Consider the following 24,031-nt stretch of genomic DNA (forward strand, 5'->3'; position numbering starts at 1 on the left):
TATACTGGACTGGTCAATGGAAATATGAAAGCTTAAATCAAAATTTTATCCTACTTTAAAACCCATTACCAAAACATCATCTACTTGGCTTTCTTCTTTTTTCCAGTCTAGAAAGTAGTTTTCTAGTTTTTCTTTCTGTTGGTTGTCTTCTAGCTGTGCTATTTCTACAAAAAGAGCTTTTAGGTTTTTCCTCATGAGTTTCTTCCCTTTTTTTCCTCCAAACTGGTCTTGATAACCGTCTGTACATAAGAAAATCATTGTTTCTTCTTCTATTTTTAGGGTATGATTTTCATACACTCGTTCTTTTTCCCCCCTCCATTTTCCCCCAATGGGAGATTTACTTCCTGGAATATCGTTGAGTTTTCCACCTTGAATATAATACAACGGATTTTTAGCTCCTGCAAATTCTAATTCCTTTGTTTTAGTATCAAAAACACATAGAGCCATATCCATTCCGTCACGATTTTGAGTTTCAGATTGGCGAAGTGCCGTTGAAACTTGCTGATGAAGACCTGCCAAAATAAGCGAAGGTGTTGTAACCTTCTTTTCTAAGACAATATGATTGAGCATATCATTTCCAATCATAGACATAAACGCCCCTGGTACGCCATGACCTGTACAATCGACAGCAGCAATAAATATTTTCTCATCTACCCTAGCAAACCAATAAAAATCGCCACTTACTACATCACGAGGAAGCCAAAGAATAAATGCCTCATCAAACGCATTTTTTATTTCCTCAGTTGGTGGCAACATTGCTTTTTGAATACGACTTGCATAGTTTATACTTGCATTTATGTTTTTGTTTTTTAGTGTAATAGAATAATTTTGTGCAACTACTTCATTATTTTTTTTCCTCAACTCTACCGTTCTTTCTGTTACTATTTTTTCTAATTTTATGTTTGCATTTTGTAATCGCTTCAAATTTAATTTTATTACGAGCCATACAAAAAGACTTAAAAGGATAAAATAAGCAATATAAGCTCCCCATGTTTTGTAATACGGAGGTTTGATTCTAAACGCATATTTTGTAATCTGACTTTTTGTGTCGTAGATATTTTTTGCTTCTACCTCAAAAGAATATATTCCTGCATCAAGATTTGTATATTCCTTTTTTGTTTCGATTGTCCACTCTGACCATTTTTTGTCATAACCCTGAAGTCTATGCCTAAAAAGGGTGTTTTGTTCATCTAAAGAATTGTTCGAGCTATAAAAAAAGGTAAGCGAGTTTTGCTCATAGCTAAGTATTGGATTATTATTTTTATCTGTATAATTCTCTTCAAACAGAATAGAATCACCTTGCATTATCTTACGAAGAAAGATATTAAAATTTACTTTTTTATAGTTACTGTCTGCTAAATCTAAGTAAAAAAGACCTTCTGAAGTTCCTAATCCGATTTTATTTTTTTCCTCCACTCCAAAAAAAGTATTAATAGCAATAGTATTGCTTGTAAGCCTTTCTATAGGTAGTTTTTTGCTTGTATTTGTTTTTGTATTGAATAAATGACAAGTAAGCTCATTCCCCTGCATGATTCTTACAACAAGAGTAGAATCATCAATATTAAATAGTAAAGAAAATTTCTCATCTTTTTTGCGTAATGTATTCATAGCCGTATAAGGCTCGAAACCATTATTTTTCCATATATAGATGGCTTCAGATGTTACTGCAAATATATTTTTATTATGGCTTTCAATACTTATTACCTTTAGGTTAAAATCTATTTTCTTTTCTACTAAAGAATCTTTTTCTTCAAAGAGGCGTATTTTATTATTCCCATCTAAAACAAATAATAAATTATCTTTTGTTTTTAATTCGTTTGTAGTAATATTAGGTATGACCTGTACAAACTCCTTTTCTCCATTTTTTAAAATATCTAGTTGGTAAATACCTTGTTGATTAAGCACACCTATATAGAGTCTGTTTTGAGTAATCAAGGAAGGAGCAATATAGTTTGCTGAGGCATCTGTATCTACATATTCCTCCCAAGAAGTTTTTTTGATTTGATTAGCTCCCACATTAGTAACAGCAAAAAACAGAGTATCCTTCGAAAAAGAAACAGGAAGGTTTTGCATTTTCCACGTTTGATGTGATTTACCTTCTATAACTAAAAATCTATTTTCATTTGTATCATAATAGAAAAGTCCATTTGTAGAGCTTACATAAAACAATCCATTATGTTTTTTTGTATCGGTTACAATTCCTGTAATTCCTTTATTTTCTCCGTATTGTAGAAAAGGAGAGCCTATTTCTATTTTTGCTATTCCTTTGTCAAGAGCAAGCCATAGATTATTTTGATTATCTAATTCGGCTGCATATACCTTATTACTTATACCGTCATTTTGCTTGTATTGAAATTTTTTTTTCCCTTCTGTGTCTATACAAATTATTCCATAACGAAGCGTAGAAATATAATAATTTCCATCTTTTCCAATAATTCCATCAGAAACAGAATTTCTTTCTTCTTCTGTAAGTTCTGTTTCAAAATCTCTAAATGTATTTGTGTCAGGATTATAAATCAAAAAACTTGCATCTTTTTTTCCAACCAGTATTTCGCCTTTCTGCCCTTTAGAGTAAGGAAGCATAAAAGCAATGCTACTCTTTTGTATTAATTCAGCATCAAAAATTAATTTTAGCTCTTCATTTTCCAATTTTTTTAGCCCTGAACCTTTATCTAATACATAAACTTGGTCATTTACATAGTAGGTCAAATAAAAATAATCTCCTTCAGTTTTCCATTTTTTGATTTTGTTGTCTTTATATCTGAATATATAGTTATCAGTAGTAAAAAATATACCTTGAGGTGTAGCTCTAACGTTCCATATTTCTCCAAAATTTCTATCCTCTTTATCTATTAAATCCAATAAAGAGATAAATTCTAATTTTCCAGTAGAATCGGCTTCTAATTTTCCAAGTTGGTCAATAGTACCAATAAAAACAGTTCCATTCTCATCAATATCTAAAGTTCTTATAAACTCAACATTAGGAACTACAATAGTGCGCCAGTTTTTTCCATCAAATTGTATAACTCCTGCTGCATTAGCAAAATAAAAAACACCTTTTTTATTCTTTTTAATAGCTGTATTTATATCTCCTGCACGGTATTCTTTAGGAGAATAGATTCGCTTAAAAGGCATTGCATGATAACTTAGGGTAGTTTGAGCATGTAATGAGTAGATATTGAAATAAGAAGTTATAATGAAAAAAAATAATATAGGAACTATTAGTTTTTTGAGAATGACTAAGTGTGAGGTCATTATTTTAGTGTAAGTTAAGAAGCAAGTGTAAAACCTGTCATTTCTCAAAAATAACACATTATTTATTATTTATACTTTTTTTAAATTTATTTTTAGGAATCCTGCCCTATCAACTTACACACTTAGAGAAACGCTACCTATAGGAGAGATAAACTGTATTTAATAGTAGAGCATACCAGAACCACAACAAACAGGACATCCACCACCTTGGCAGTTATTACAAGGAATACCTTTCATAGTTTGCTCAAAGAATTTCTGCTCTTCAATACAATCAATACACCTTCCATCATTAATTAAAATTTCTTCTGACTGCTCTGAGCAGCTCTTACATTCGCTTGATTCTAAATCGTCGAATGAATAATGTGTTTCTGTAATCATTTTTAAAAAATAAAGTAACATATTGCTATTAACACTAGAGTTAAAATCGTTGATAATAGAAGTAGTTCGAATAGTTTTTTTAGCATTACTCTTTATTTTGTGATTCAATAATTGTCTTTGTTCTTGATTCAATTTCTGATTTAATATGTTGAATCTGCTCTTCGTTTTTATATATAGGAGTTCCATCACTATATAAACCTATTAAACTCACATTATACAGTCTTGATAAAATATCTTTTAGCGCAATGAGTTGTTGGTCATTAAAAAGACTTTCTTGCAAATGTTTTTTTAATAGTTCAGCTTTTGAGCTTATCAATATTACTTTTTTCATTTATGTTAGATTTCATTTCACATTCAAAACTTCCCATTCCCACTTCCGATTTATAAAAGCTCGTTCAAACTTTTTACGATTAAATTCGGACTGCTCGTAACACAAAACTGAAAATATCCAGTCTTCCATTTTGCCAATTCTTGAACGCCTACGAATAGCACGATTGACGTGTGATTTGCAGCATATCGCAGTCATGTGTTCAAGCGCACGAGCAGCAAGATTATTTGTTTCTCCAAAATAAATGGAGTTCGTTGGCTTGTGGAAAAGCATATAATTCCCACCTGCCGAGCGTTCAAAAATTGTATTACTTCTATTTATTTGCTTATCTATATTTTCCATTCTTATAACAGAGAAGCTAATTTTCTCAAAACGATTAATAAAATATATTAACTCTTTATGGAAATTGTCTTTTACCTCAACATGATAATGCTGAGATAAAGAAGGATGAGTTCCAATTTTAAGTAGTGCTTTCATAGCCACTCAAATTTATATCTTGACCATAGGTTTTTGGATCAATCCCCATAGTCTCAAGACCTTTTCGTATAATATCTTCTACTATATCAGATTTTGACTTTTTAGTCTTTTTTATCTTTTCTACACCATGCATTACTTCAAGACAGTCAGATATATCTTTAGGTACAGTAACAGAAAGATTCTCTCTAGTTTTTTTAGTTGCTTCCATAATTATTAAATAATGTGATAATAAATAATGTGATATTATTTATTAAATATTACGATAATTTCAATAAAATTCGCTTTTGTTAAAAATATTTCAATAAAAATACGATTATTTTTTCATATTTGCAATAATTAATTTATATTTGTTAATGCCAATTAAAAAACTAATTCACTCAATGACAAACGCTTACAGATATGGAAAACATCGCAAATTCGAAATATAGAATTGATAATATGAACTTCTTTGCCACCACTACAGCAGGGAATACTTATGTAATAATTCTTACTGTATTAGTAAATACAGTTGGATATATGTTTTTCTTCAAAATGATTTTTACAGATAGAATTGCAGAATATGATGCACAAATGGCAAACTGGCTTCCGTATCTAATAGGCTTTGTTTTCTCACTTGTGATTTCTTCTGGTAGTTATTTTTCTATTATAAATGGATATGAAAGATTAGGAAAAGTATTGTTTTGGCTAAGTATCGTTTTGAGTATTTCTACTTATGCAATGATGCTTCTAACAGACATTCCTTCTTTTTCAAAATTAGTAGTGGATGCTAGTGGAGCTATGATTGAAAAGTGGGCTTTTGGAAAAGAAGAGATGAAGTTTATTTTAAAGTGTTTTGCCGTTTTTGTATTGGCAGTTACACCAGACTTTATTTCAAAAGAAATTTCAAAGGAGATTTCTAAAAAATACAAAACGGATAAGTACATGGAAGCTTTAGGCTTACAGTTAGCAGCACATCAAGAACTTAGAATAGAAAAAGAAATGCAAAATTTAGCTAAGTCAAACTCTTCAACTGAAGAAGAAGAGCTAAAAAGAATGAAAGACCTAATGAGAGCTTTAGGCAGAAAACAAGTTACACCAAACTAAAATAAATTACTCAAAATCCAAAAACTAAAAAATGGAAAATCAAAACACCAATCCAAATTCAGTAGCTCAAACAGATAGCTCTTCAAGAGTTACTGAATTATTGAGCTTGCATTTCAAATCTTCTTCAAGCACCAAGGTAGCTTTTAGCTTCCTTAAAGTTTTAGCTATCTTGTTTTTAGCTTCTGCTATCTGGTCAAACCTTGCTGAAAGCTCGCTACAATTTATATTTCCTATCGTAGCTCTTCTTTACATTGTCTTTGTGGCTGGTCAGATTATCATTAAAGAAAATGATATTAAACTAAAAAATGCAGATGAGATTGCTAAACTTCTACAAGTTTCAATACTTGAGAGTAACGAGCTAGAGGAAGAGTTAGCAAGCTATAAGCAAGCTCATCAAAATAACTTGCTAGTTGTGAAAGAGTGGGAGCAAGCTCATAGCTACCTCAAAGCCGAAAACAGCAACCTCAACAATAACTTTAGCAAGCTCCAAGCAAGCTATGATACCATAAATGGTAGGTGTAATATTGCTGAGAAAAATGCAGCTAGGTACAAAAAGGATATAGAGGATTCTGAAAATATCATCAAAAAAGCCAAAACAGAAGCATTTATTCAAGGAATTGTAGAATATGAAGAACTTGTTACGCTCAAACGCTCTATTCCTCAGACCAAGGATGAGGAAGCTAAACGAGTGAAAGAAGCTAGGCAAGAAGTCTTGGAAGCAAGGATTGACCAAGCTAAAGTTATTCACGAGCAAGCTCAAAAAAATTAGAGTGAGCAATTAGAAAGGCTGTGAAGTTTTTTGCAGTCTTTATTATTCTGTTTTTATTCAATCACCAAATTACCAAATACATAAATGCAATTCGATAGCAACTTAACAGAAGAAGAGCAAGATATTTTATTGGCTGAAATAGAGTCAATAGTCAAAATAAAAATAGACAAGAAGCTTTGTTTTTTACAAGCAAGATACTTTCCAAGTAAAGACTCACAAATTAATGACCTAGTTTCATTACCTAAAAACAAAGGCAAAAAACTTGTTGGTTTTCTATTAACAATGAAATCTATTGACTTTGTAGAAACAGAGGACAAGATGTCCATAGAACTTCAAAATGGATTTATAATTCATTCTGCTTATAAAATATTTATACATAACGAGTTTGGGGAAGAAATACCTGCCGTTTCATATATGTATTTTTTCGATGCTGATAAATATCGAATGGCTAAAAATAATTGTGAATTACAACACCAAACTATCCAATAAAATTATGAAACTAAATTATATAAGAATTGAGAAAGATAAAGTCTTTCCTCTAATCATTCTGTTGCTGTCCCTCATCGCTTTTTTATATATAGTATATGACACTACAGAAACGCATATTCAAGAAGTAACTGTTGTTGAGAAAAATATCAATAAATGGTATCCGAATGGTAAAGCTGTTTGTGGTTATCTTTTTAATGGTGGAAGTGGCGAATGGCATCTTGTTACAGATAATCCAAAGAAAGATTATAATTATTTAGAAGTAGGCAAAACCTATTTAGTAGTTACCAATAATCGCTTGGGGATTAAGGAAATTCTTAAAGAGAAATAATATGAAACTACTATCAAAAATCAAGAAATACCTTTTTGAAGATAAAGAAGAAGTAAAATGGCATTGGAACAATCCTTTTGAAAAAGGAACTGATAGTTTCGAATTGTATCAAAAGGGCAATGATAATTATTTCAACTATTTGAGGCAAGAAATGCCAGCAACTGTTTATAAAATAGAGGTTTGGATAGAAGCTAGTAATCTCAGAGGTTTTTATCCAAGATTAGTCTATACAGATAAAGAAGAAGCTGCTTTAATAGCTATTCAAACAGCAAAAGCTAGAAACTTAGATATTGAAGATTATAGAATAATGCTTTCTATAAACGGACATAACCAAATGGAAATACCTATTTATTAAAAAACGAACACAAAAAACTATGGAAAAACTATTCTTCTACGACTTGGAGACAACAGGAGTCAGATATTGGAAAAACGGAATCCATCAAATCTCTGGAGCAATCGTAATTGATGGAAAAGTAAAAGAACGTTTTAATTTTAGAGTAAAACCTTTCAAAGATGCGCTGATAGAAGAGGAAGCCCTCAAAATAGCTAATGTTACTAAAGAAGATTTAGAGACAGATGTGTATGAACCTTTCGAAACTGTCTATAAAAAACTGACTCAACTGCTTACCAAGTATGTAAATAAGTTTGACAAAAAAGATAAATTTCACTTAGTCGGCTACAACAATGCTAGTTTTGACAATGCTTTCCTAAGAGCATTTTTTGTTCAAAACGGAGATAAATATTTTGGCAGTTTGTTTTGGGCAGATTCTATTGATTGCTATGTTTTGGCTAGTAACTTTTTCAAAAAAGAAAGAGCCAGTTTTGAGAACTTCAAACAGATGACAGTAGCTAAAAAGCTCAGTATTGAAGTCGATGAGGCAAAGCTGCACGATGCCGAATATGATATAGATTTATGTATGCAAATTTATGAGAGGGTTTCTATTCATTAAAAAAAAATCACAATATGTCAGACCACGAAAAGCTAATCCAAGAACTGCAAGATATTACAGATGCTACCCTTGCAGATGAAATAGTGAAAAAATAGAACAAAATATTCAACTCTTGTGATCATTACAACGAACTTGGACAGGTAACTCAAAAACAACTGCATTCTGAAAATGAAGGGGTTAGCTTCTTGCAAGATGTAGATTTTAAATACAATGTGAGAGGGTGGCTTACTCATATCAACGATTCAGAACTCTCTGATACTAGAGATGTTTTCGGAATGGAACTCTCTTATGAAACAGGTTTTGAAGAAGTCCAACACAATGGAAATATTTCGGGCGTAAAATGGAAAAGTGCGACCAATAATGTAGAACGCTCTTACGGTTTTGCGTATGACAAACTCGGCAGACTAAAACGAGCTAATTACCACGCAAAAGACGAAAATACAGGAGCTTGGACAGCCGAAAATGAAAACTATACCGTTTGGGATTTAAACTACGACCTAGATGGAAATATTCTTTCTGTAAAAAGAAATGGATTAGTCAAAGAATCAGGCAATGAAAAAGTCTTTGGATTGATAGATGACCTAAAATATGGTTATCAAAGACTAGAAAATAGAGGTTTGATGTTGGTAGAAGTAGAAGATGGAGCGAGCTTTGAAACAGCCAGCAAAGACTTTAAAGATGGAAATAATGGTGCTGATTATGAATACAACAACGAAGGAAGTATCATTTCTGACAAAAATAAAGGCGTAAGTTTTGAATACAACCATTTAGGTAGAGTAAACAAAATCATCAATGCCAATAATCCAAATGACAAAATAGACTATCTCTATGATGCGACAGGCTCAAAACTCCAAAAAATAGTAAAAGAAGGTGCAAGAACAAAAAAAATAGACTATGTAAACGGCTTTCAATACCGAAATGACACACTAGATTTTTTCCCAATGCCAGAGGGTAGAATAGTCTTTAAAGATGGCGAGTATATTCCAGAATATCACTTCAAAGACCATTTAGGAAACCTACGCCTTGCCTTCCAAGTAACCGACCAACAAAATGCACGGTATGCTCTAACGATGGAAGCCGACAGCGCAGAAACCGAAGAAAAGGAATTTGAAAATGTAAAAGTAGCTAGAACCGACCTAAAAGAACAAAAAGGAGCATATTCTGCACGTCTGACAAATGCAGATAAAGCCATTTCTAAAACCATAAAAGTAGAAAAAGGCGACAAAATAAGTGCAGCCGTTTTTGCGACCAATGACCCAGAAATAGCTCAAACAGACCCAAATAAAGCGATTGATAAAGCTAAAAAAGATGTTTTGTTGTCTTTGGGAAGTGCAGCAGCAGGAGTAGTAACTACAAATCCAACACAGCAAGAAATAGAAATTCCATTAAATCCAGAAATAAGTCCTGCACGAACAGAAACTATAAAAGCACCACGAGTAAGGCTCAATCTATTGGATTTTGTACCAGTAATTCGTAACTTGAGAGAACTAAACCGAGCCAAAAGGGCGAAAAGTTTAGAACCTGATACGTATTATGTTCCTAGAGGCGAGTTAGTCTTGCAACTCAAAGATAGCTTAGGCAATCTTTTAGAAGAGCGAAGACAAAAAATAACCATTTCAGCAGTTACAGCTTGGCAAGAATTAACAGCCGATTTTGTAGCTAAAGAAGAAGGCGAAGTAACCGTTTTTATTGATAATAGCGATACAGAACCTGTTTATTTTGATAATCTTGAACTACGAATAGAAAGCGACCCTACTTTAGTTATCACACAAGAACACCACTACTATCCTTTCGGTATGAATATGAGTGGTATAGAAAGGGACGGAGAACTAAAATATCAGTTCAATGGAATGGTAGAAAAGGAACAGGCTTTTGGTCTTGAACTTTATGAAACACCTTTTAGAAGTTATGATGCACAGCTTGGGAGATTTTGGCAGGTAGAGCCGTTGGCTGATATTTATTGTAGTATTAGTATGTATCAATTTGCTTATAATAATCCTGTTTCATTTAATGACCCTACTGGGTTATCTTCTGATACTGGTAGTGGTAGTGGTATTGGAGGTTTTCCTCTTCCAGCTCAACCTGAGCCACAAACAGGTGGTAATGTTGGTAGTGGTCCTTCTGATCCTGGACGTATAGGTGGAGGAGCTAACATAGGTGGCTCTCGTACTAGAATTGGAGGTGGAGGTTACACTTGGGAGTTAGGAAATAATAGAGGGTTTCAAGGCTATGGAGATTTAGGAGGAATGACTAGAACTAGAGATCCAATACTAGATTTTGGACGTAGAAATAAGTCGCAAATTGCTGATCCTTTATCATATACTAACCTAAAAAACTCCTCTAATTATACAGGATATAGAGCTAAAGATGTAAAAAATGATATACAAAGTATAAATCCCAACTTATCAGAAGAACAAAGAAATTGGGCTAGTGGTATTGCTTTCGAAAATATCTACTTCGCATTTGTAAGCTATACACCTCTAAAAAAGAGAGTTATATCTTCATATAAACCAGATAGTTGGATTATACCTGTACCTAAAATTATAATTCCAGATCATATACATTCAACTAGTATGTCTTATTCTAATGGAGTAACTATATCTTATGAATATGGAGGAATAGTAGAAGTTAAAGCGTCAGACATAGTTTTAATGGAAACAAGTAGGAATCAGATTGCTACAATGATTACTTATTTAACATATGCTACTGATATGTCTGGTTTGTATTCATTAAAAGAACATAAAGCTGCATCATTTACGCTTGTTGTACCTTATGGAGCATATATTCATTATAATGTATTAGAAGCTGCAACTAATGCCAATATAAATTTGTATGTTTCGTATTCATTTATTAATATACAAACTGGTGGGGTTGTATTTTCTACTCCTATGAGATTGAATAATATTTCGTTGGGAGGTTTTGACGGACCTAATACACGAGGAAGTTTACTAGGTACAGATCCATATAGTTTTTTGAGAGATGCTGCCTATCGTTGGTCTAAATAATTATTTTTTATGATTTTTTTAACAATATTACTGTTCTTGAATATGACTATTTGTAAAGAAACTTACAAGTTTATAACAATAGATGGTCAAGTAGCGACTATAAATCTATATGAAAATAAATATCTAGAAAATTATACTTATTCCTTTTATTGCAGGATACCATTTTCTCTTTTTAGATCTTGTTATAAGATAAACGATAATCAATTTTTATTAAAAAATGATGAAAAAATAAAAAGTTATTTTTTCTTAGTAGATTCTATTAGTTTAAATTTAATAAGAGAAAATAGAATTGATTTTTTTGAATCAAACCAAACAGGAAAAATATATTTTCGTTCAAAACTAACTTATGTTGATATAAATATTTTAGAAAATACTATAGATATGTCAAATGTCTATCCTGATAAAGACAATTCAACTGTAGTAGAAGCAAGAGAACGAACATTTTTTAGAGAAGATGGCAGTGTACTTCTTCTGCACTATCGTATATCTCCTATTATTGAAAATGACTCCATATATCAATGGGAGAAAATGGATAAACTAGATGGATTTTATTTTGATAATCAAGAAGATTTTTTAATTTTCTATAATGAGTATAATTAAAGGTATTTGCTAAGTTCCTAGAGGCGAGTTAGTCTTGCAACTCAAAGATAGTTTAGGCAATCTTTTGGAAGAGCGAAGACAAAAAATAACTATTTCAGCAGTTACAGCTTGGCAAGAATTAACAGCCGATTTTGTAGCTAAAGAAGAAGGCGAAGTAACCGTTTTTATTGATAATAGCGATACAGAACCTGTCTTTTTTGACAATTTGGAATTGAGAGTTGAAACTGCGCCTACGCTAGTCATTACGCAAGAACACCACTACTATCCATTTGGAATGAATATGAGTGGCATCGAACGCCAAGGCGATTTGATGTATCAGTTTAACGGAATGGTGGAGAAAGAACAGGCTTTTGGTCTTGAACTCTATGAAACACCTTTTAGGAGTTATGATGCACAGCTTGGGCGTTTTTGGCAGGTAGAGCCATTGGCAGATGAGTTTCACTCTATTTCTATGTTTCAATTTGGGTTTAATAATCCGATTAGTGCGAATGATCCAAGTGGACTTAGAACCATTTATACGCTTACAGGACCAGAAAAAGTAAGAGGACTTTCTGATTTTATAAGTGACAGAGAAGCTAGAGAGAAAAACCAAGGACAACATTACAACTGGGATACAGGTCGATATGAAAATGGTAGAGGGCAAGCACTATCTTGGGAAAGCGTGTATGGCTCTTTAGAAGCTAGTGGACTATTAAAAGATGTAAAAATACTTCGTGGAGCTGCTACAAATGGAAAAAATGGTTATTGGTATCATTTTGCTGATAGACAATTTACTGATACTGATGGAGCTAGTGGTGTTGCATCAAGACAATCTATATTTTTTAGTTTTGGTGATGATACACCTGTGCCTTCTCCTCCTAATAAACCAGGTCCTATCAAGAGAATTATAGATAAATTACTCCCTATAGTATGGGATGGTCTAAAATCTATAGCACCTAATGACGGAGAAGCAGGAGCTAACTTAGATCTTTATTATTCAGAAAAAGATAATGATACAAGTTTTGGTTTAGATTTTGAGGCTCCTTGGGATCAAGCAAGGTTTACCATGATGCATGATATGAAAATGATAAGAATCAAGGGTTCAACTTCTGATCGTAGTATAACCAAACATACTGTATCTGGATTAGGCTTATCTTTTAGTGGTATCGGATTTGAATATATGGAAGAAACTAATGATGAAACTCATATAACTACGAGGAGAGGAGCTCTAAAATTTCATGGATTTTATTTAGAAACTAAAGGGGTAGATGGAGGAGAAGGGGGAACTCATTTAAGAATTGGTTTTAAATACACACTCGGAGGGAGTGCTATGATAGGAGGATTTAAATTTGTTCCTGTTAATATTGGCTTAGGCTGGAAATGGTAAGCAAGTGGACATATTAAATATACATAAAACTTACAAAATATGGCGTTTAAAAATGTATTTTTTCTTTTCTGCGTTTTATAACTTTGTATTTAATAAAGTTATAACATACAATTCATTCTACTCTACTACTTAAACTAAATTATATTTACGTTATGGATAATTTCAATACTTGGTTAGTTGTTATTAATTCTATATGTTCTTTAATTATTTTTTTAATTTTATCTTATATAATTATATTTAATAAGGATAAAATAAAATCAATTTTAAAAAAAATAAAAAAAAATACAACAAATGATTAGCTTACTTTTTAGTATTTTATTGATATTGATTTTGTCAAGTCAATTATTATTTACTTTGTTCATAACAATATTTCTAGTAGATGAGGAATTATTTACAAAGATATCTCTGCATCTAATAAAAAAATTTGACATACATATTAGTCCTGCTGTGTTTCTAAGTGATGAAGAAATTAGAAAAAACAGAGACAAGTTTTACGGTAAAAACAAATAATTTATGCCCCAGCCCTCGCTCGCATTTTGCGAGTGAGTAGCTATGTATTCGGCTTGTAGCCGTGTATTTGTATTTTTGTGTTTTTTATTTTATCCCAGTAATTCGTAATTTACGAGAGCTAAACCGAGCTAAAAGGGCAAAGAGTTTAGAACCTAATAGCTACCACGTTCCACGAGGGGAGTTAGTCTTGCAGCTTAGAGATTCGACTGATAGTTTGCTTGTTGAGAAAAGACAAAAAATAACTATTTCAGCAGTTACAGCTTGGCAAGAATTAACAGCCGATTTTGTAGCCAAAGAAGAAGGCGAAGTAACCGTTTTTATTGATAATAGCGATATAGAACCTGTATTCTTTGACAATTTGGAGTTAAGAGTTGAAAGACAACCTACTTTAGTTATCACGCAAGAACACCATTATTATCCTTTTGGAATGAATCTTTCAGGAATAGAAAGGCAAGGCGATTTGATGTATCAGTTCAACGGAATGATAGAAAAGGAAGAGGCTTTTGGTTTGGAGTTGTATGAAACACCTTTTAGAAGTTATGATGCACAGCTTGGGAGATTTTGGCAGGTAGAGCCGTTGGCTGATATTTATTGTAGTATTAGTATGTATCAATTTGCTTATAATAATCCTGTTTCATTTAATGACCCTACTGGGTTATCTTCTGATACTGGTAGTGGTAGTGGTATTGGAGGTTTTCCTCTTCCAGCTCAACCTGAGCCACAAACAGGTGGTAATGTTGGTAGTGGTCCTTCTGATCCTGGACGTATAGGTGGAGGAGCTAACATAGGTGGCTCTCGTACTAGAATTGGAGGTGGAGGTTACACTTGGGAGTTAGGAAATAACAGATCATCGCCTTATTCAATGGGTGGAACGCCTGGGCAAGGACCTGCTATGATTAGAATCGTAAATTATGAGTGTAATGAAGATGTTACAAAAGCAATATCTATCGTGAATGATTTTCTTGAAGATAATGGGATAAATGCAAGAGTTATGGAATTTTCTAGATCCCAATCTCTAACTATTGATAATATCCAAGGAAGAAATGCTGTATATCTTATAGGAGATAGCAAAAATGCAAAAGCCTTAATTAAGTATTCTAATACATTAGCTATGCCTGGGGCATCAAAAGTCTTTGATAAAGGAGATAGAGAAGCTGTAGAAAGTGCAACAGGATGGAGGTATCAGATTGGTGAAAAAAAACTTAAAACAATTACAGTTAACCCATTTGGAGGAAGAAATACTGCGACTATTGGGCTAGATAAGTACTACACATATACAGGAGAAACTGGACCACAAGGTTATACTGATATTGGTTTTAGAGGTAAAAACATCAATTCTGCAGAAGCTATAGCATTAACAATATTACATGTGATGGGACATAATGCTGGAATAAAAGATCTATATTCTGGTAATCTAGGAATTATGACTAATGGAGGTGCGTTGGGTAGTGCGTTTAAAAATGGAGCTTCATTTGCTGAGATTACTTCAATGAGTGAAGAAAACGAACAAAATAGGACTTGGCAGATGTTTGTCAAAAGCTATTTCAATGGCTCTGGTAATCCTGCAAGTATATTTAATGACAATAATATAAATGTACACAATTACAAAAGTCCTGCAATGATTGATATTTTAAAAGTTATAATATACGAAATTATAAAATAAATATGAAATATTTTTTTTTATTTTTTATTCCTTTATTGTTTTCTTGTACGATTAGAGGAAAAAAAGAACACAATGACACTTCAAGTAAAAATACTGAAACACAAAATAATTTTTCCTTAAATAAAAATAATATAAGCCCTAGCATATCTGTACACTATAATGCTGATAGGGATATTATAGTGTACGTAAGTATAAAAAACCTCAACGACTCTATTCCTGATTCTTTATATTCTTATCCTATAAGAGGTCTATTTATTGAAGAATCTTCTATAAAATATAGGAAAGATTTTTTTAAACAGTTAGAAATATTAAGTTTGATTGAGACAGAACTAAGTGAAAAACTTTTCATAGACTCAACATTTAAGGACTTGAAGTGTGTAAAAGTTATAAATCCACTTTCTGAAATTACTAATTCTGAAATACGATTAGATAAATTTGAATATTGGGTAGAAATATATGATATAGATATAGAAAAAACTATTCCTTTTTCTTTTGATTTGAATAAAATGAGAGTAGATAGTAGTCTGTACATTATATCTCCACTAGAAGAGATAATTATTCCATCAAATAAAAATTATAAAGACATCCTTTTTTGTACAAAAAACGAACAGTTTGAAAGGCTCAATGCTGAATATGAGATTGTAGATACTTTGTATTGTCATAAAATGCGTGAAAGACAAATTAGAGCTACTGAAGCAAGAGACTTGAGAAACGAGAGAAAATAGTCCCCTGCTGTATCTCGTAGATTGCCATCGCTCGTTTTTAACAGCCCTCTTTCGAAAGTGTTTTTGTTTTCGTAATTTAGGAGTATATTTTTTTATTCTTCCCTTCTATTTCTTTAAAATGGACAAATATAGTACTCTCGTTGGGCTTAGTCTGTGACTAAGACCTATCAGTATGGCAAATCTTAGATTTGTGAGGTAGGTATTTTTGTGTGGATTTTGTCCCAGTAATAAAAAATATAAGAGAACTAAACCGAGCCAAAAGGGCGAAGGATTTAGAACCTGATAGTTACCACGTACCACGAGGCGAGTTAGTAGTTCAGCTTAGAGATTCTACTGATAGTTTGATTGTTGAGAAGCGACAAAAAATAACTATTTCTGCTACTGTTTCGTGGCAAAAACTGGTATCTGAATTTACAGCAGAAGAAGGCGAAGTAACCGTTTTTATTGATAATAGCGATACAGAACCTGTTTATTTTGATAATCTTGAACTACGAGTAGAAAGCGACCCTACTTTAGTCATTACACAAGAACACCATTATTATCCATTTGGAATGAATATGAGTGGCATTGAACGTCAAGGCGATTTGATGTATCAGTTCAACGGAATGATAGAAAAGGAAGAGGCTTTTGGTTTGGAGTTGTATGAAACACCTTTTAGAAGCTACGATGCACAGCTTGGGAGGTTTTGGCAGGTAGAGCCGTTGGCTGATGAGTTTCATTCTATTTCTATGTTTCAGTTTGGATTTAATAATCCTATTAGTGCTAATGATCCTTCTGGACTTAGAACAATTTATACGCTTACAGGGCCAGAAAAAGTAAGAGGACTTTCTGATTTTATAAGTGACAGAGAAGCTAGAGAGAAAAACCAAGGACAACATTACAACTGGGATACAGGTCGATATGAAAATGGTAGAGGGCAAGCACTATCTTGGGAAAGCGTGTATGGTTCTTTGGCTACTAGTGGGCAGTTGAAACAAGGAAAGAGAGTTTATACATCTAGTCAAAGTAGATCAAATTATGGTCCAAGCGAGGCTGGTGATGCAAGTGAACATCAACAACAAGGACAAAGCAATAGTTTTTATATTACAGTCTCTAATGAAAGTGTGCAGAGTAGTGGAATTTCTAGTTTCTTTACTTTAGATAATATAATGCAATTTAAAGGTCAAGATGACGGAGGTTTGCCTAGTGGGGAAATTCTTTATAGCTGGAATGATTTTTATGATGCATATAAAGATGATCACAGAATGTTAGGTTTAGTAGTTAATGATAGAAATGAGCAAGCTGGACAATTATTTGCTGGTCCTCTCTTCAGATATGTTGAAGATCCTTTAAATGGAAAACTAATTGATATGAGACATTTCTTCGTTATAGGAATGATGGGCAATACTGTTGGCGCACTTGTAGAAATAGGGCAAGATCTTGGAGGACATGATGAATCTGCTTATCAGTCCTCAGATTTTTACAGTAATTATTTAGGACATAGTTTTTACAATTTTATGGCTTTGGTTTATCCACGTCCTGCTGTTGCATTACAACCGATGAGTTCTGTAGTAAGAGCTATGGATTTATTTTTAAAAGATTTGTCGCTTAGGGTTATATTTGGCACTCCAAGATTTTAATTTATGAAAAATTTTTTTATGTTATTATGCTTATTGGTTTTACTTTCTTGCAATAAAATGAAAGATTCCGATATATCTACCTACTCTACCTATTATGAATTGAGTAGTGATTCTTTATTCATTAAAGAAAAACAAAAAGAATATTTATTTACTATAAATTACCATATAAAACCAGAAGAATATGAAAGTATTGAAATATTTGATAGCACAAAATATATTCCTATATTTATAAATCATATAAAAAATAATAAGCATTTTTATTCTCAAGTAAAAAATAATCTCCAAATTACTTTAAATAAGAACAATTCCTTTTTAGATATTAGAAAATATAATATAGTTTCGTCAAAAATATATTTTGAATTAAAAGAAGATTCTATAATAATTAAATCCTTAGGAGTTCGAAATGCTATAGAAAGGCCTACAATAAAAGAGTATGATTTATCAATAAGTGGGACATTTTGTTATGACACTATAAAAGGAAATAGTATACTTAGTGAGAATGGTTGTATCAGAAGCATTCCTTTTAATATACATGTAGTAGATAACAAAAGATAATTTAGTGCGTTCTTGTTGGTGTTCCGACAATGTCATTAAGTTAAGGAATTACAGGCTTAATTTGTAACTTTGCAAGACTAATTTTCCACCATTTATTTATTTTTCTTTTATGTCTAAAAAAAACAAGTATTCCCTGCTGTTGCTCGTAATATTGCCATCCCTCGTAGGTCTTAGTCTGCGACTAAGACCTATCAGTATGGCAAATCTTAGATTTGCGAGTGTAGGTATTTTTGTATTTGTATTGACTATACTAACGTGAACTCGGTATTAGTTGGGTACAAAAATTCTAGGTTTTTCTGGATATAAATGATATGCAACTATGGTAGCCGACATATGTGTAAAAGCATTTATTGTTTTTCTGTGTCTAGAGTGTTCTAGGTCAAAAACAGAAGTCAGAATGTCATTTACAGATTCAATAACTGCTCTTTTTCTGAGGGTGTATTTTTCTTTCAACGTAATAAGTTGATTCTTCATGTTCTTTTTGACTTTAGTAATTAATTTAAGTCCATTTTCATAGAGTTCTTGCCATAATTTTGTCAAGTAGCCTTTGTCTCCGAAGCAACTTCCTTCTAAGTTATTGAGTAATTTTTTCAATAGATTGTGGTTATTGTCAGCCTTGTTAGCTGCTGTGATTTCAAATGCCATCACCTCTCCTAATTGATTGATAACTAAATGAAGTTTAAAACCAAAAAACCAGCCCATTGAGCCTTTTCCTCGTTTTGCAAGGTCTTTAAACACTTTATGCGAGTGAATACGACGATTATCAGAAACTACTATTTTCTTAGAATCTACAAAATAAGTTCCTGTTTTTTGACTTTTAGCACAGAGTAATTTAGCTAACACATACATGGGAAGGCTCACTCTTTCTATGAGTTCTAAAAAACGATTGTAGGAGCAAAGTTTAGGAAAATAAGGTAGTAAATCTGTACTAACAAGACGTTGATAATAGTATTGAAAATTCTTGTAACCAGAGTAGTTATAATAAATCAAAATAGTCATCATTTCACTTGCGCTTAATTCAGGAATACGAGTTGGAGAATGAGAAGAAGATTGACTTTTGCTACCTACCCAATGGCTAGAAACATAGGATTGAGCTTGTAAACAGAACTCATCTACTAAATAAAAAATACCGATTAGTTGGTCTTCATCAAATTTTATATTTTTGTCATTCATAAGGCGAAAAAGAGTTAAAGTTGATTAATGCTATTCAAAAATAACCTTTTTGAGCCTTTTTTGATAAAAAACTCTTAAAAAAACAGTATAAAACGCTAAATATAAAGTAGTTAAATACCGAGTTCACGTTATACTAATAAATTCAATTATTTTTTAAGTCAGTATAGCCAACTATTCAGATTTGTAGTACTTTTGTTACAACTATTTATTTTAACGTAAACATTCATTATTTAAACTTAAATTTTCAAATGAAAAATTTATCAATTATTTTTATTCTGCTTTCTTTCTGTGTTTTGTTTTTTAGTGCTTGTAAAAAGGAAGATGAGCTATCTACTAGAGAAAAACTTATAGGTGTCTGGACACATCAATCAATACAAACGACTGTTTATGATGAAGGAGATGAAATTATAGAGGACTACACAAGAGATTATGTTGGAACTACAGAATATAAATCTGATGATAGATTTGTATCAGATAACGATGGTTTTGTAATAAGTGGAAGTTGGGAACTAATTGATGATACATCATTACTTACAGAACATAAATTATATAGGGGACCAGGAATTGATTCACTGACTAGAACAACAAACATAACAATAATAGAACTTACAGAAAATCGTTTTGTGTCTTCCTATGAAATTGATGATATTAGCAATGAAACAGGAAGTGTAAAGATAAATACTACATCTACTCTAGTTAAATAATCAGTATCTTTAAATTTTAAAATCTCAAAAAACTAGAGTTTCAAAAATGAAGCTCTAGTTTTTTTGATTCTATGTCATCCCAAACATCGTCCAATGCCCAGATTGAATATTAAAATATTCTCTTTGTACCCAAGCTGTATTTCCTTGTATAATAAGACCTTCTGCATTATAGTTAAATCCATCAGGAATTGTTTCAGATGGATTGTTATAATTAGGCATTATACTTATTCTCCAAATAAAATGATCACCAGCTTCAGCAGAAATAACCTCATCTATTACTGGAAGCAGTATCTCATCTCCGACTAACATTCCATCTTCCATTAAAAATTTATGGAAAGTGCTAAAGGCTATATCCGTTTCATTTTTTATAAGCTCAATTCTTATAAATCCATTTACACCAGCATTAAACCACCAATTTTTAGATGGAGGATTTCCATAACTAAAAGGAAAATCATTGGTATCTATGTTTGCATATATCAAATCTTGAATAGCTACAAGTTTCAGTGTATCCAATAAAAAGCGATAATTTTTAGTCTGTGGGGCTATCCATTCTCTATTGTTTATCCAATAGGTTGCATCTGGAAGAGAAATAACTGTATTAAACTCTAATACATTGTGGTCTCTTTGTGTTGGATTGGCAGCATTCCAAACTTCTGCGTTTGGTAAATATTGCGCTTCCAGAATTCGGACTTCCATCGTTCCAGGACCCGAGCAGTCCACGACAATTGCTTGCGCTAAATCTCTCCAAACAGCAGGATCATCAGCTTCTCCAAACCATTTCCATTCTATATACACGCCATCAAACTGCATAACAGGACGATAATACTCTCTCCAATCAATCATTGTTTGATTCAACGTATCAAAATTACTTTGTAGTGTATTAAAATTCTGTTGTAGTGCATCAAAGTTTTGCTGAAGAATATTTTGCTGCTCTTGCAAATTATTATTTCCAAGCTCTGGTAGTTGTGGACGTGTATAAACCACATCAGTTGCATCCAAAGTAGAAGCACCAGCAGGAAGATACAGATCTCCAATAACTACTTGAAAGTTTGGATTTGTAAGTGTTGGAATGGTTGGGTTTACATTTGGCGTTCCTTCAATAATAAAGTATTCAGCTTCAATTCCTCCTGCAATCTCTTCATATTTATGCTCACAAACTACTAAGTCAATTCTTGGGTTGGCTGTTGTATTTGCACTCACTTGTAAAGTAACAGGTTCATCTTCAGTTATTAAAACACCTTGCTTTGAACGAACTATACCTATTTTAGAAGAAATCGTTCCGTCTTTTTTTGGATAAAAATAGCCTGTGTTTTCGTGATTTAGTTCTAAGAATAAATTAGAACTAGGGTTAAATTCAAAACCACGATACAGCCCTGGAGGAATAAGTCCTATCAAGAATTCATTAAACTGAAAACTTATATCATCACTTAAAAATTCTATATGTCTATTTTGTGCCATTTTATTCTATAAATTTTATACTGTCAATTTTTTAATCTTCTATATAAACAAAATCACTTGTGATAAGTCCGAATTTGCGTTTCATAGATTCCTGTATCATTTGCATACACTGCTTTAGTGTATATTTATCCATCAAATTAAGCCACATCTGCATTTCAGAAATATAGACTTGATTTCCGTTTATATCGTATTTTGGTGTTTGCGTGGTTTGGTACACAGGTATTTTATTCTCATTCGAAATACTTAATGTTTCAGATGATTTAAGTCCTTGTGGATTAATGCTTGTAATTGTATTAAGTGATACTTCCACTTTTATTTCATTTCCAAAAATCCCCATATATACATCAGTAACACAAGCTATTATCTTTAAATCATTTGTGTCTTTTATAAATACAGGAGGAAAAATGTCTTTTAAACTATTCATATTGGTTTATATTTTATGGGATGATTATATCAAGTAGTCCTAGGTTTTCAAGAGCTTCTAAGATTTGTTGAGCGGTAGCATTTTGAGGAAGACTTTGTTTATCAATAGGCTCTTTGCCATAGAAACCTTGTTTACCGTCAGCGTAGCCTTGCTTTACATCCTTACCTCTTAGAACTAAAGGCTCTACACTTACACGGTCTTGAGTGGTTTTGAAATACATTTCAGATTTTAAAGTCGCATATTGGTCATCTGCTACACGTACACCGATGTAATCATTGATTACTGAATTTGTATTTCCATTTGCAGGGTCACGATAAACATGCAAGCTAAACAATGTTTGAATACCTCTTCCGATAGGTATCATAAATCCAGATAAAGGAGATTGTCTAGCTTCTAGCCTAAGTAAAGTTTGGGTACTAGCTAAAGCTGAAGTATAAGTCGCTTGAAAGCCAAAATTATCCCCACAAGTCATATATGTGTACCCATTCTGAATAGAATGATCTGTATTTACATTCCGAGGAAGATTGCCAGAAAGGAACATACTATTACCATAGTAACTCACGCTTCTAGTACCACCAACCATTTGCTGATAATAACCAGATTTACCTCCAGCTCCTTGAGCTAAACCTGTTTCTGTAAAAACTTGACGTTCTCCATAGACCTCTCGGTTTGTACTTACTGTATTTTGCTCTAAAGTCAGATTATATTGCTTCCCAAAAATTCCTCGCTGCTGACCAGAATCAGAAAAGTTGTGAGTTATTTTGACATCTTCTGATTCTGCAATCGTTGTAACCACACCATCTTGTTGGAAGATACTTACATCTCTTGTTTTTTTTCCATCATTTGAGATTGTTTGAAGGTTTTTATTTCCTAGATTTTTAACTTCTACAGCATTTCCAGAAGTACTTGAATTTGATTTTAAAAAGAAGTTTCCATAAATAGAAAATAAGCCTGCAATAAAACTTAGTAAATTTGAACCAAATAACTTACCATTTGCATCTTTAACTTGTACACTACCTTCTACTCCAGTAGGAGTTGCAGAAGGAAGAAATAAGTCAAAATCAGCAATCTCATCAGGGTTATCTCCATTACTTACCACTTCATTGAGTTTGATATAGAGGTTGTCTTCAAATTTAACAACATCATTTTTTGTATAATCTGTATTTTCATCAAACTCTCCTTTCCACGAAAAGCCTAACCCTTGGATATTTATCCATTCTGTTCCATTCCAAATAAATCCTGTTTTTTCACTGGTTAGTTGGTTTATCGTTTTTATCCAAAGTACATTTTTGTGTGTAGGTTCAGTTGGCTCTAGCCAAATACCCACTACTTGCCCTAAGTTAGTTTCTGCCATTATTGTATCAATTTATAATTATCGTTATTCCTTCTATTTTATCACTATCAAACTGTTCTTAAAAATATATCTCCATTTCTTATCTCAAAACGATATGCATCAGCTCCTTGTGCTATCAATTCTCCTACATTATTTATTACAAATTCTACATCATAAAGCGATAGGTTTTCATAATACAAGTTCGTTTCAAAAATTCGAAAACGAATCAAACTAGAAAGTGCATCTTCTCCATTATATGTCAGAGCAGTCAAACGAGCATTTATCGGCTCATTAAATTCTATCACTTCTCCAACAGCTCGCATTATTTCGGCTGTCAATTCTATATTTCCAGTCAAATGTAATTCATAGCCTGAGCAGCTCTGACATCTTCCTCCACTATCCAAACGACGAATAGGGTCATCTAATGTAAGAGGCGAATCCAAAGAAGAAACTACCCAAGATTCTACAATATCAACACTCTCAAAACCGAGCATTCGTAAAGGCACTTCATAACCTAATTTTGTTCCTCTAATTTTATAGAGTTGAAAAGCTATTTTTAAAACTTTTCGTCTTAAATCAATTCCATTTGTTAGTCGCATTGTCATTCCAATAGTGGTTTCAAAAAGCGCAACAAACCTATCGTACATCGTATCAGCGAGCATTGTATTGTCTATCAGCGCATCTAATAACGGCTCAATATTCTCATCAATATCTTCTCCTATAATTTCATTGTATCTTTCAAACTCTCCTTTCCCATTCTCGTCAACAATGCCTTGCTTATCCAAAATGTCATAAGCAGTACCGAACCAAGACCATATATTTTCACTCCAATATCCCAT

At 32.5% G+C, this 24,031-nt stretch carries 24 protein-coding genes; 14 read left to right on the forward strand and 10 right to left on the reverse strand.

Annotation, left to right across the window (positions count from 1 at the left end; all coding sequences use genetic code 11):
• Positions 1-45: 45 nt before the first annotated feature.
• The 5 genes from ACE193_RS21385 to ACE193_RS21405 form a co-directional block, all read right to left on the reverse strand.
• Positions 46-3,255: a SpoIIE family protein phosphatase gene (locus ACE193_RS21385; RefSeq protein ID WP_375560233.1), complete on the reverse strand. Its 3,210-nt coding sequence runs from the start codon at positions 3,253-3,255 to the stop codon at positions 46-48.
• 159 nt (positions 3,256-3,414) lie between these two features.
• Positions 3,415-3,765: a hypothetical protein gene (locus tag ACE193_RS21390; protein WP_375560234.1), complete on the reverse strand. Its 351-nt coding sequence runs from the start codon at positions 3,763-3,765 to the stop codon at positions 3,415-3,417.
• Complete coding sequence (locus tag ACE193_RS21395) at positions 3,719-3,964, reverse strand: hypothetical protein (RefSeq protein ID WP_375560235.1); 246 nt, start codon at positions 3,962-3,964, stop codon at positions 3,719-3,721. Before ACE193_RS21395 ends, ACE193_RS21390 begins: the two co-directional genes overlap by 47 nt.
• A gap of 12 nt (positions 3,965-3,976) precedes the next feature.
• Positions 3,977-4,438, reverse strand: a complete 462-nt coding sequence (locus ACE193_RS21400) for a GIY-YIG nuclease family protein (protein WP_375560236.1) — start codon at positions 4,436-4,438, stop codon at positions 3,977-3,979.
• Entirely contained in the window at positions 4,422-4,646 is a 225-nt protein-coding gene (locus tag ACE193_RS21405; RefSeq protein WP_375560237.1) for a hypothetical protein, read from the reverse strand. The genes ACE193_RS21400 and ACE193_RS21405 overlap by 17 nt, the downstream gene beginning before the upstream one ends.
• A 191-nt stretch (positions 4,647-4,837) precedes the next feature.
• Between ACE193_RS21405 and ACE193_RS21410 the strand changes: the two genes are divergently transcribed.
• From ACE193_RS21410 to ACE193_RS21470, 13 genes are all read left to right on the forward strand, one after another.
• Positions 4,838-5,521, forward strand: a complete 684-nt coding sequence (locus tag ACE193_RS21410) for a hypothetical protein (RefSeq protein WP_375560238.1) — start codon at positions 4,838-4,840, stop codon at positions 5,519-5,521.
• A 31-nt stretch (positions 5,522-5,552) separates the two neighbouring features.
• Positions 5,553-6,290 (forward strand): hypothetical protein, encoded by a 738-nt coding sequence (locus ACE193_RS21415; RefSeq protein ID WP_375560239.1) that lies wholly within the window; start codon positions 5,553-5,555, stop codon positions 6,288-6,290.
• An 84-nt stretch (positions 6,291-6,374) separates the two neighbouring features.
• Positions 6,375-6,779 (forward strand): hypothetical protein, encoded by a 405-nt coding sequence (locus ACE193_RS21420; protein WP_375560240.1) that lies wholly within the window; start codon positions 6,375-6,377, stop codon positions 6,777-6,779.
• Positions 6,780-6,783: 4 nt separating this feature from the next.
• Entirely contained in the window at positions 6,784-7,107 is a 324-nt protein-coding gene (locus tag ACE193_RS21425) for a hypothetical protein (protein ID WP_375560241.1), read from the forward strand.
• Between the two features lies 1 nt (position 7,108).
• A complete protein-coding gene (locus ACE193_RS21430) occupies positions 7,109-7,462 on the forward strand; it encodes a hypothetical protein (RefSeq protein WP_375560242.1) in 354 nt (117 codons plus the stop codon).
• Positions 7,463-7,481: 19 nt separating this feature from the next.
• The gene (locus ACE193_RS21435; RefSeq protein ID WP_375560243.1) at positions 7,482-8,057 is read left to right on the forward strand and encodes an exonuclease domain-containing protein; all 576 of its coding nucleotides are present in this window, start codon (positions 7,482-7,484) and stop codon (positions 8,055-8,057) included.
• A 185-nt stretch (positions 8,058-8,242) separates the two neighbouring features.
• Complete coding sequence (locus ACE193_RS21440) at positions 8,243-11,062, forward strand: RHS repeat-associated core domain-containing protein (RefSeq protein WP_375560244.1); 2,820 nt, start codon at positions 8,243-8,245, stop codon at positions 11,060-11,062.
• A 9-nt stretch (positions 11,063-11,071) separates the two neighbouring features.
• Positions 11,072-11,662, forward strand: a complete 591-nt coding sequence (locus ACE193_RS21445; protein ID WP_375560245.1) for a hypothetical protein — start codon at positions 11,072-11,074, stop codon at positions 11,660-11,662.
• Between the two features lie 34 nt (positions 11,663-11,696).
• Positions 11,697-13,028 carry an RHS repeat domain-containing protein gene (locus ACE193_RS21450; RefSeq protein WP_375560246.1) on the forward strand — a complete coding sequence of 444 codons (1,332 nt, stop codon included), beginning with the start codon at positions 11,697-11,699 and terminating at the stop codon, positions 13,026-13,028.
• Between the two features lie 577 nt (positions 13,029-13,605).
• A complete protein-coding gene (locus ACE193_RS21455) occupies positions 13,606-15,201 on the forward strand; it encodes an RHS repeat domain-containing protein (RefSeq protein WP_375560247.1) in 1,596 nt (531 codons plus the stop codon).
• A 2-nt stretch (positions 15,202-15,203) separates the two neighbouring features.
• Entirely contained in the window at positions 15,204-15,926 is a 723-nt protein-coding gene (locus ACE193_RS21460; protein WP_375560248.1) for a hypothetical protein, read from the forward strand.
• 209 nt (positions 15,927-16,135) lie between these two features.
• Positions 16,136-17,545 carry an RHS repeat domain-containing protein gene (locus tag ACE193_RS21465; RefSeq protein WP_375560249.1) on the forward strand — a complete coding sequence of 470 codons (1,410 nt, stop codon included), beginning with the start codon at positions 16,136-16,138 and terminating at the stop codon, positions 17,543-17,545.
• 57 nt (positions 17,546-17,602) lie between these two features.
• A complete protein-coding gene (locus tag ACE193_RS21470; RefSeq protein ID WP_375560250.1) occupies positions 17,603-18,100 on the forward strand; it encodes a hypothetical protein in 498 nt (165 codons plus the stop codon).
• Positions 18,101-18,367: 267 nt separating this feature from the next.
• On the opposite strand, the gene ACE193_RS21475 is transcribed toward ACE193_RS21470, so the two are convergent.
• Positions 18,368-19,273: an IS982 family transposase gene (locus ACE193_RS21475; protein ID WP_375560251.1), complete on the reverse strand. Its 906-nt coding sequence runs from the start codon at positions 19,271-19,273 to the stop codon at positions 18,368-18,370.
• A 248-nt stretch (positions 19,274-19,521) separates the two neighbouring features.
• On the opposite strand from ACE193_RS21475, the gene ACE193_RS21480 reads away from it, so the two are divergent.
• On the forward strand, positions 19,522-19,977 hold the full coding sequence (locus ACE193_RS21480; protein ID WP_375560252.1) for a hypothetical protein: 456 nt from the start codon (positions 19,522-19,524) through the stop codon (positions 19,975-19,977).
• Positions 19,978-20,046: 69 nt separating this feature from the next.
• Here ACE193_RS21480 and ACE193_RS21485 read toward each other — a convergent pair whose 3' ends face one another.
• The 4 genes from ACE193_RS21485 to ACE193_RS21500 are packed head-to-tail and all read right to left on the reverse strand — an operon-like array spanning position 20,047 to position 24,031.
• A complete protein-coding gene (locus ACE193_RS21485; RefSeq protein ID WP_375560253.1) occupies positions 20,047-21,435 on the reverse strand; it encodes a hypothetical protein in 1,389 nt (462 codons plus the stop codon).
• Positions 21,436-21,466: 31 nt separating this feature from the next.
• Complete coding sequence (locus ACE193_RS21490; protein WP_375560254.1) at positions 21,467-21,859, reverse strand: hypothetical protein; 393 nt, start codon at positions 21,857-21,859, stop codon at positions 21,467-21,469.
• Positions 21,860-21,872: 13 nt separating this feature from the next.
• Complete coding sequence (locus tag ACE193_RS21495) at positions 21,873-23,213, reverse strand: hypothetical protein (protein WP_375560255.1); 1,341 nt, start codon at positions 23,211-23,213, stop codon at positions 21,873-21,875.
• 47 nt (positions 23,214-23,260) lie between these two features.
• On the reverse strand, positions 23,261-24,031 hold the full coding sequence (locus ACE193_RS21500; RefSeq protein ID WP_375560256.1) for a hypothetical protein: 771 nt from the start codon (positions 24,029-24,031) through the stop codon (positions 23,261-23,263).

Origin of the sequence: Bernardetia aquimarina, from assembly GCF_042180575.1 — a bacterium.
In the GTDB taxonomy this organism is placed as follows: Bacteria; Bacteroidota; Bacteroidia; order Cytophagales; family Bernardetiaceae; genus Bernardetia.

Excerpts from the sequence above, each read along its gene's own strand:
- ACE193_RS21385 (WP_375560233.1), bottom strand. The coding sequence starts at position 3,255 with ATGACCTCACACTTAGTCATTCTCAAAAAACTAATAGTTCCTATATTA.
- ACE193_RS21395 (WP_375560235.1), bottom strand. The coding sequence starts at position 3,964 with ATGAAAAAAGTAATATTGATAAGCTCAAAAGCTGAACTATTAAAAAAA.
- ACE193_RS21400 (WP_375560236.1), bottom strand. The coding sequence starts at position 4,438 with ATGAAAGCACTACTTAAAATTGGAACTCATCCTTCTTTATCTCAGCAT.
- ACE193_RS21405 (WP_375560237.1), bottom strand. The coding sequence starts at position 4,646 with ATGGAAGCAACTAAAAAAACTAGAGAGAATCTTTCTGTTACTGTACCT.
- ACE193_RS21410 (WP_375560238.1), top strand. The coding sequence starts at position 4,838 with ATGGAAAACATCGCAAATTCGAAATATAGAATTGATAATATGAACTTC.
- ACE193_RS21415 (WP_375560239.1), top strand. The coding sequence starts at position 5,553 with ATGGAAAATCAAAACACCAATCCAAATTCAGTAGCTCAAACAGATAGC.
- ACE193_RS21420 (WP_375560240.1), top strand. The coding sequence starts at position 6,375 with ATGCAATTCGATAGCAACTTAACAGAAGAAGAGCAAGATATTTTATTG.
- ACE193_RS21425 (WP_375560241.1), top strand. The coding sequence starts at position 6,784 with ATGAAACTAAATTATATAAGAATTGAGAAAGATAAAGTCTTTCCTCTA.
- ACE193_RS21430 (WP_375560242.1), top strand. The coding sequence starts at position 7,109 with ATGAAACTACTATCAAAAATCAAGAAATACCTTTTTGAAGATAAAGAA.
- ACE193_RS21435 (WP_375560243.1), top strand. The coding sequence starts at position 7,482 with ATGGAAAAACTATTCTTCTACGACTTGGAGACAACAGGAGTCAGATAT.
- ACE193_RS21445 (WP_375560245.1), top strand. The coding sequence starts at position 11,072 with ATGATTTTTTTAACAATATTACTGTTCTTGAATATGACTATTTGTAAA.
- ACE193_RS21460 (WP_375560248.1), top strand. The coding sequence starts at position 15,204 with ATGAAATATTTTTTTTTATTTTTTATTCCTTTATTGTTTTCTTGTACG.
- ACE193_RS21470 (WP_375560250.1), top strand. The coding sequence starts at position 17,603 with ATGAAAGATTCCGATATATCTACCTACTCTACCTATTATGAATTGAGT.
- ACE193_RS21475 (WP_375560251.1), bottom strand. The coding sequence starts at position 19,273 with ATGAATGACAAAAATATAAAATTTGATGAAGACCAACTAATCGGTATT.
- ACE193_RS21480 (WP_375560252.1), top strand. The coding sequence starts at position 19,522 with ATGAAAAATTTATCAATTATTTTTATTCTGCTTTCTTTCTGTGTTTTG.
- ACE193_RS21485 (WP_375560253.1), bottom strand. The coding sequence starts at position 21,435 with ATGGCACAAAATAGACATATAGAATTTTTAAGTGATGATATAAGTTTT.
- ACE193_RS21490 (WP_375560254.1), bottom strand. The coding sequence starts at position 21,859 with ATGAATAGTTTAAAAGACATTTTTCCTCCTGTATTTATAAAAGACACA.
- ACE193_RS21495 (WP_375560255.1), bottom strand. The coding sequence starts at position 23,213 with ATGGCAGAAACTAACTTAGGGCAAGTAGTGGGTATTTGGCTAGAGCCA.
- ACE193_RS21500 (WP_375560256.1), bottom strand. The coding sequence starts at position 24,031 with ATGGGATATTGGAGTGAAAATATATGGTCTTGGTTCGGTACTGCTTAT.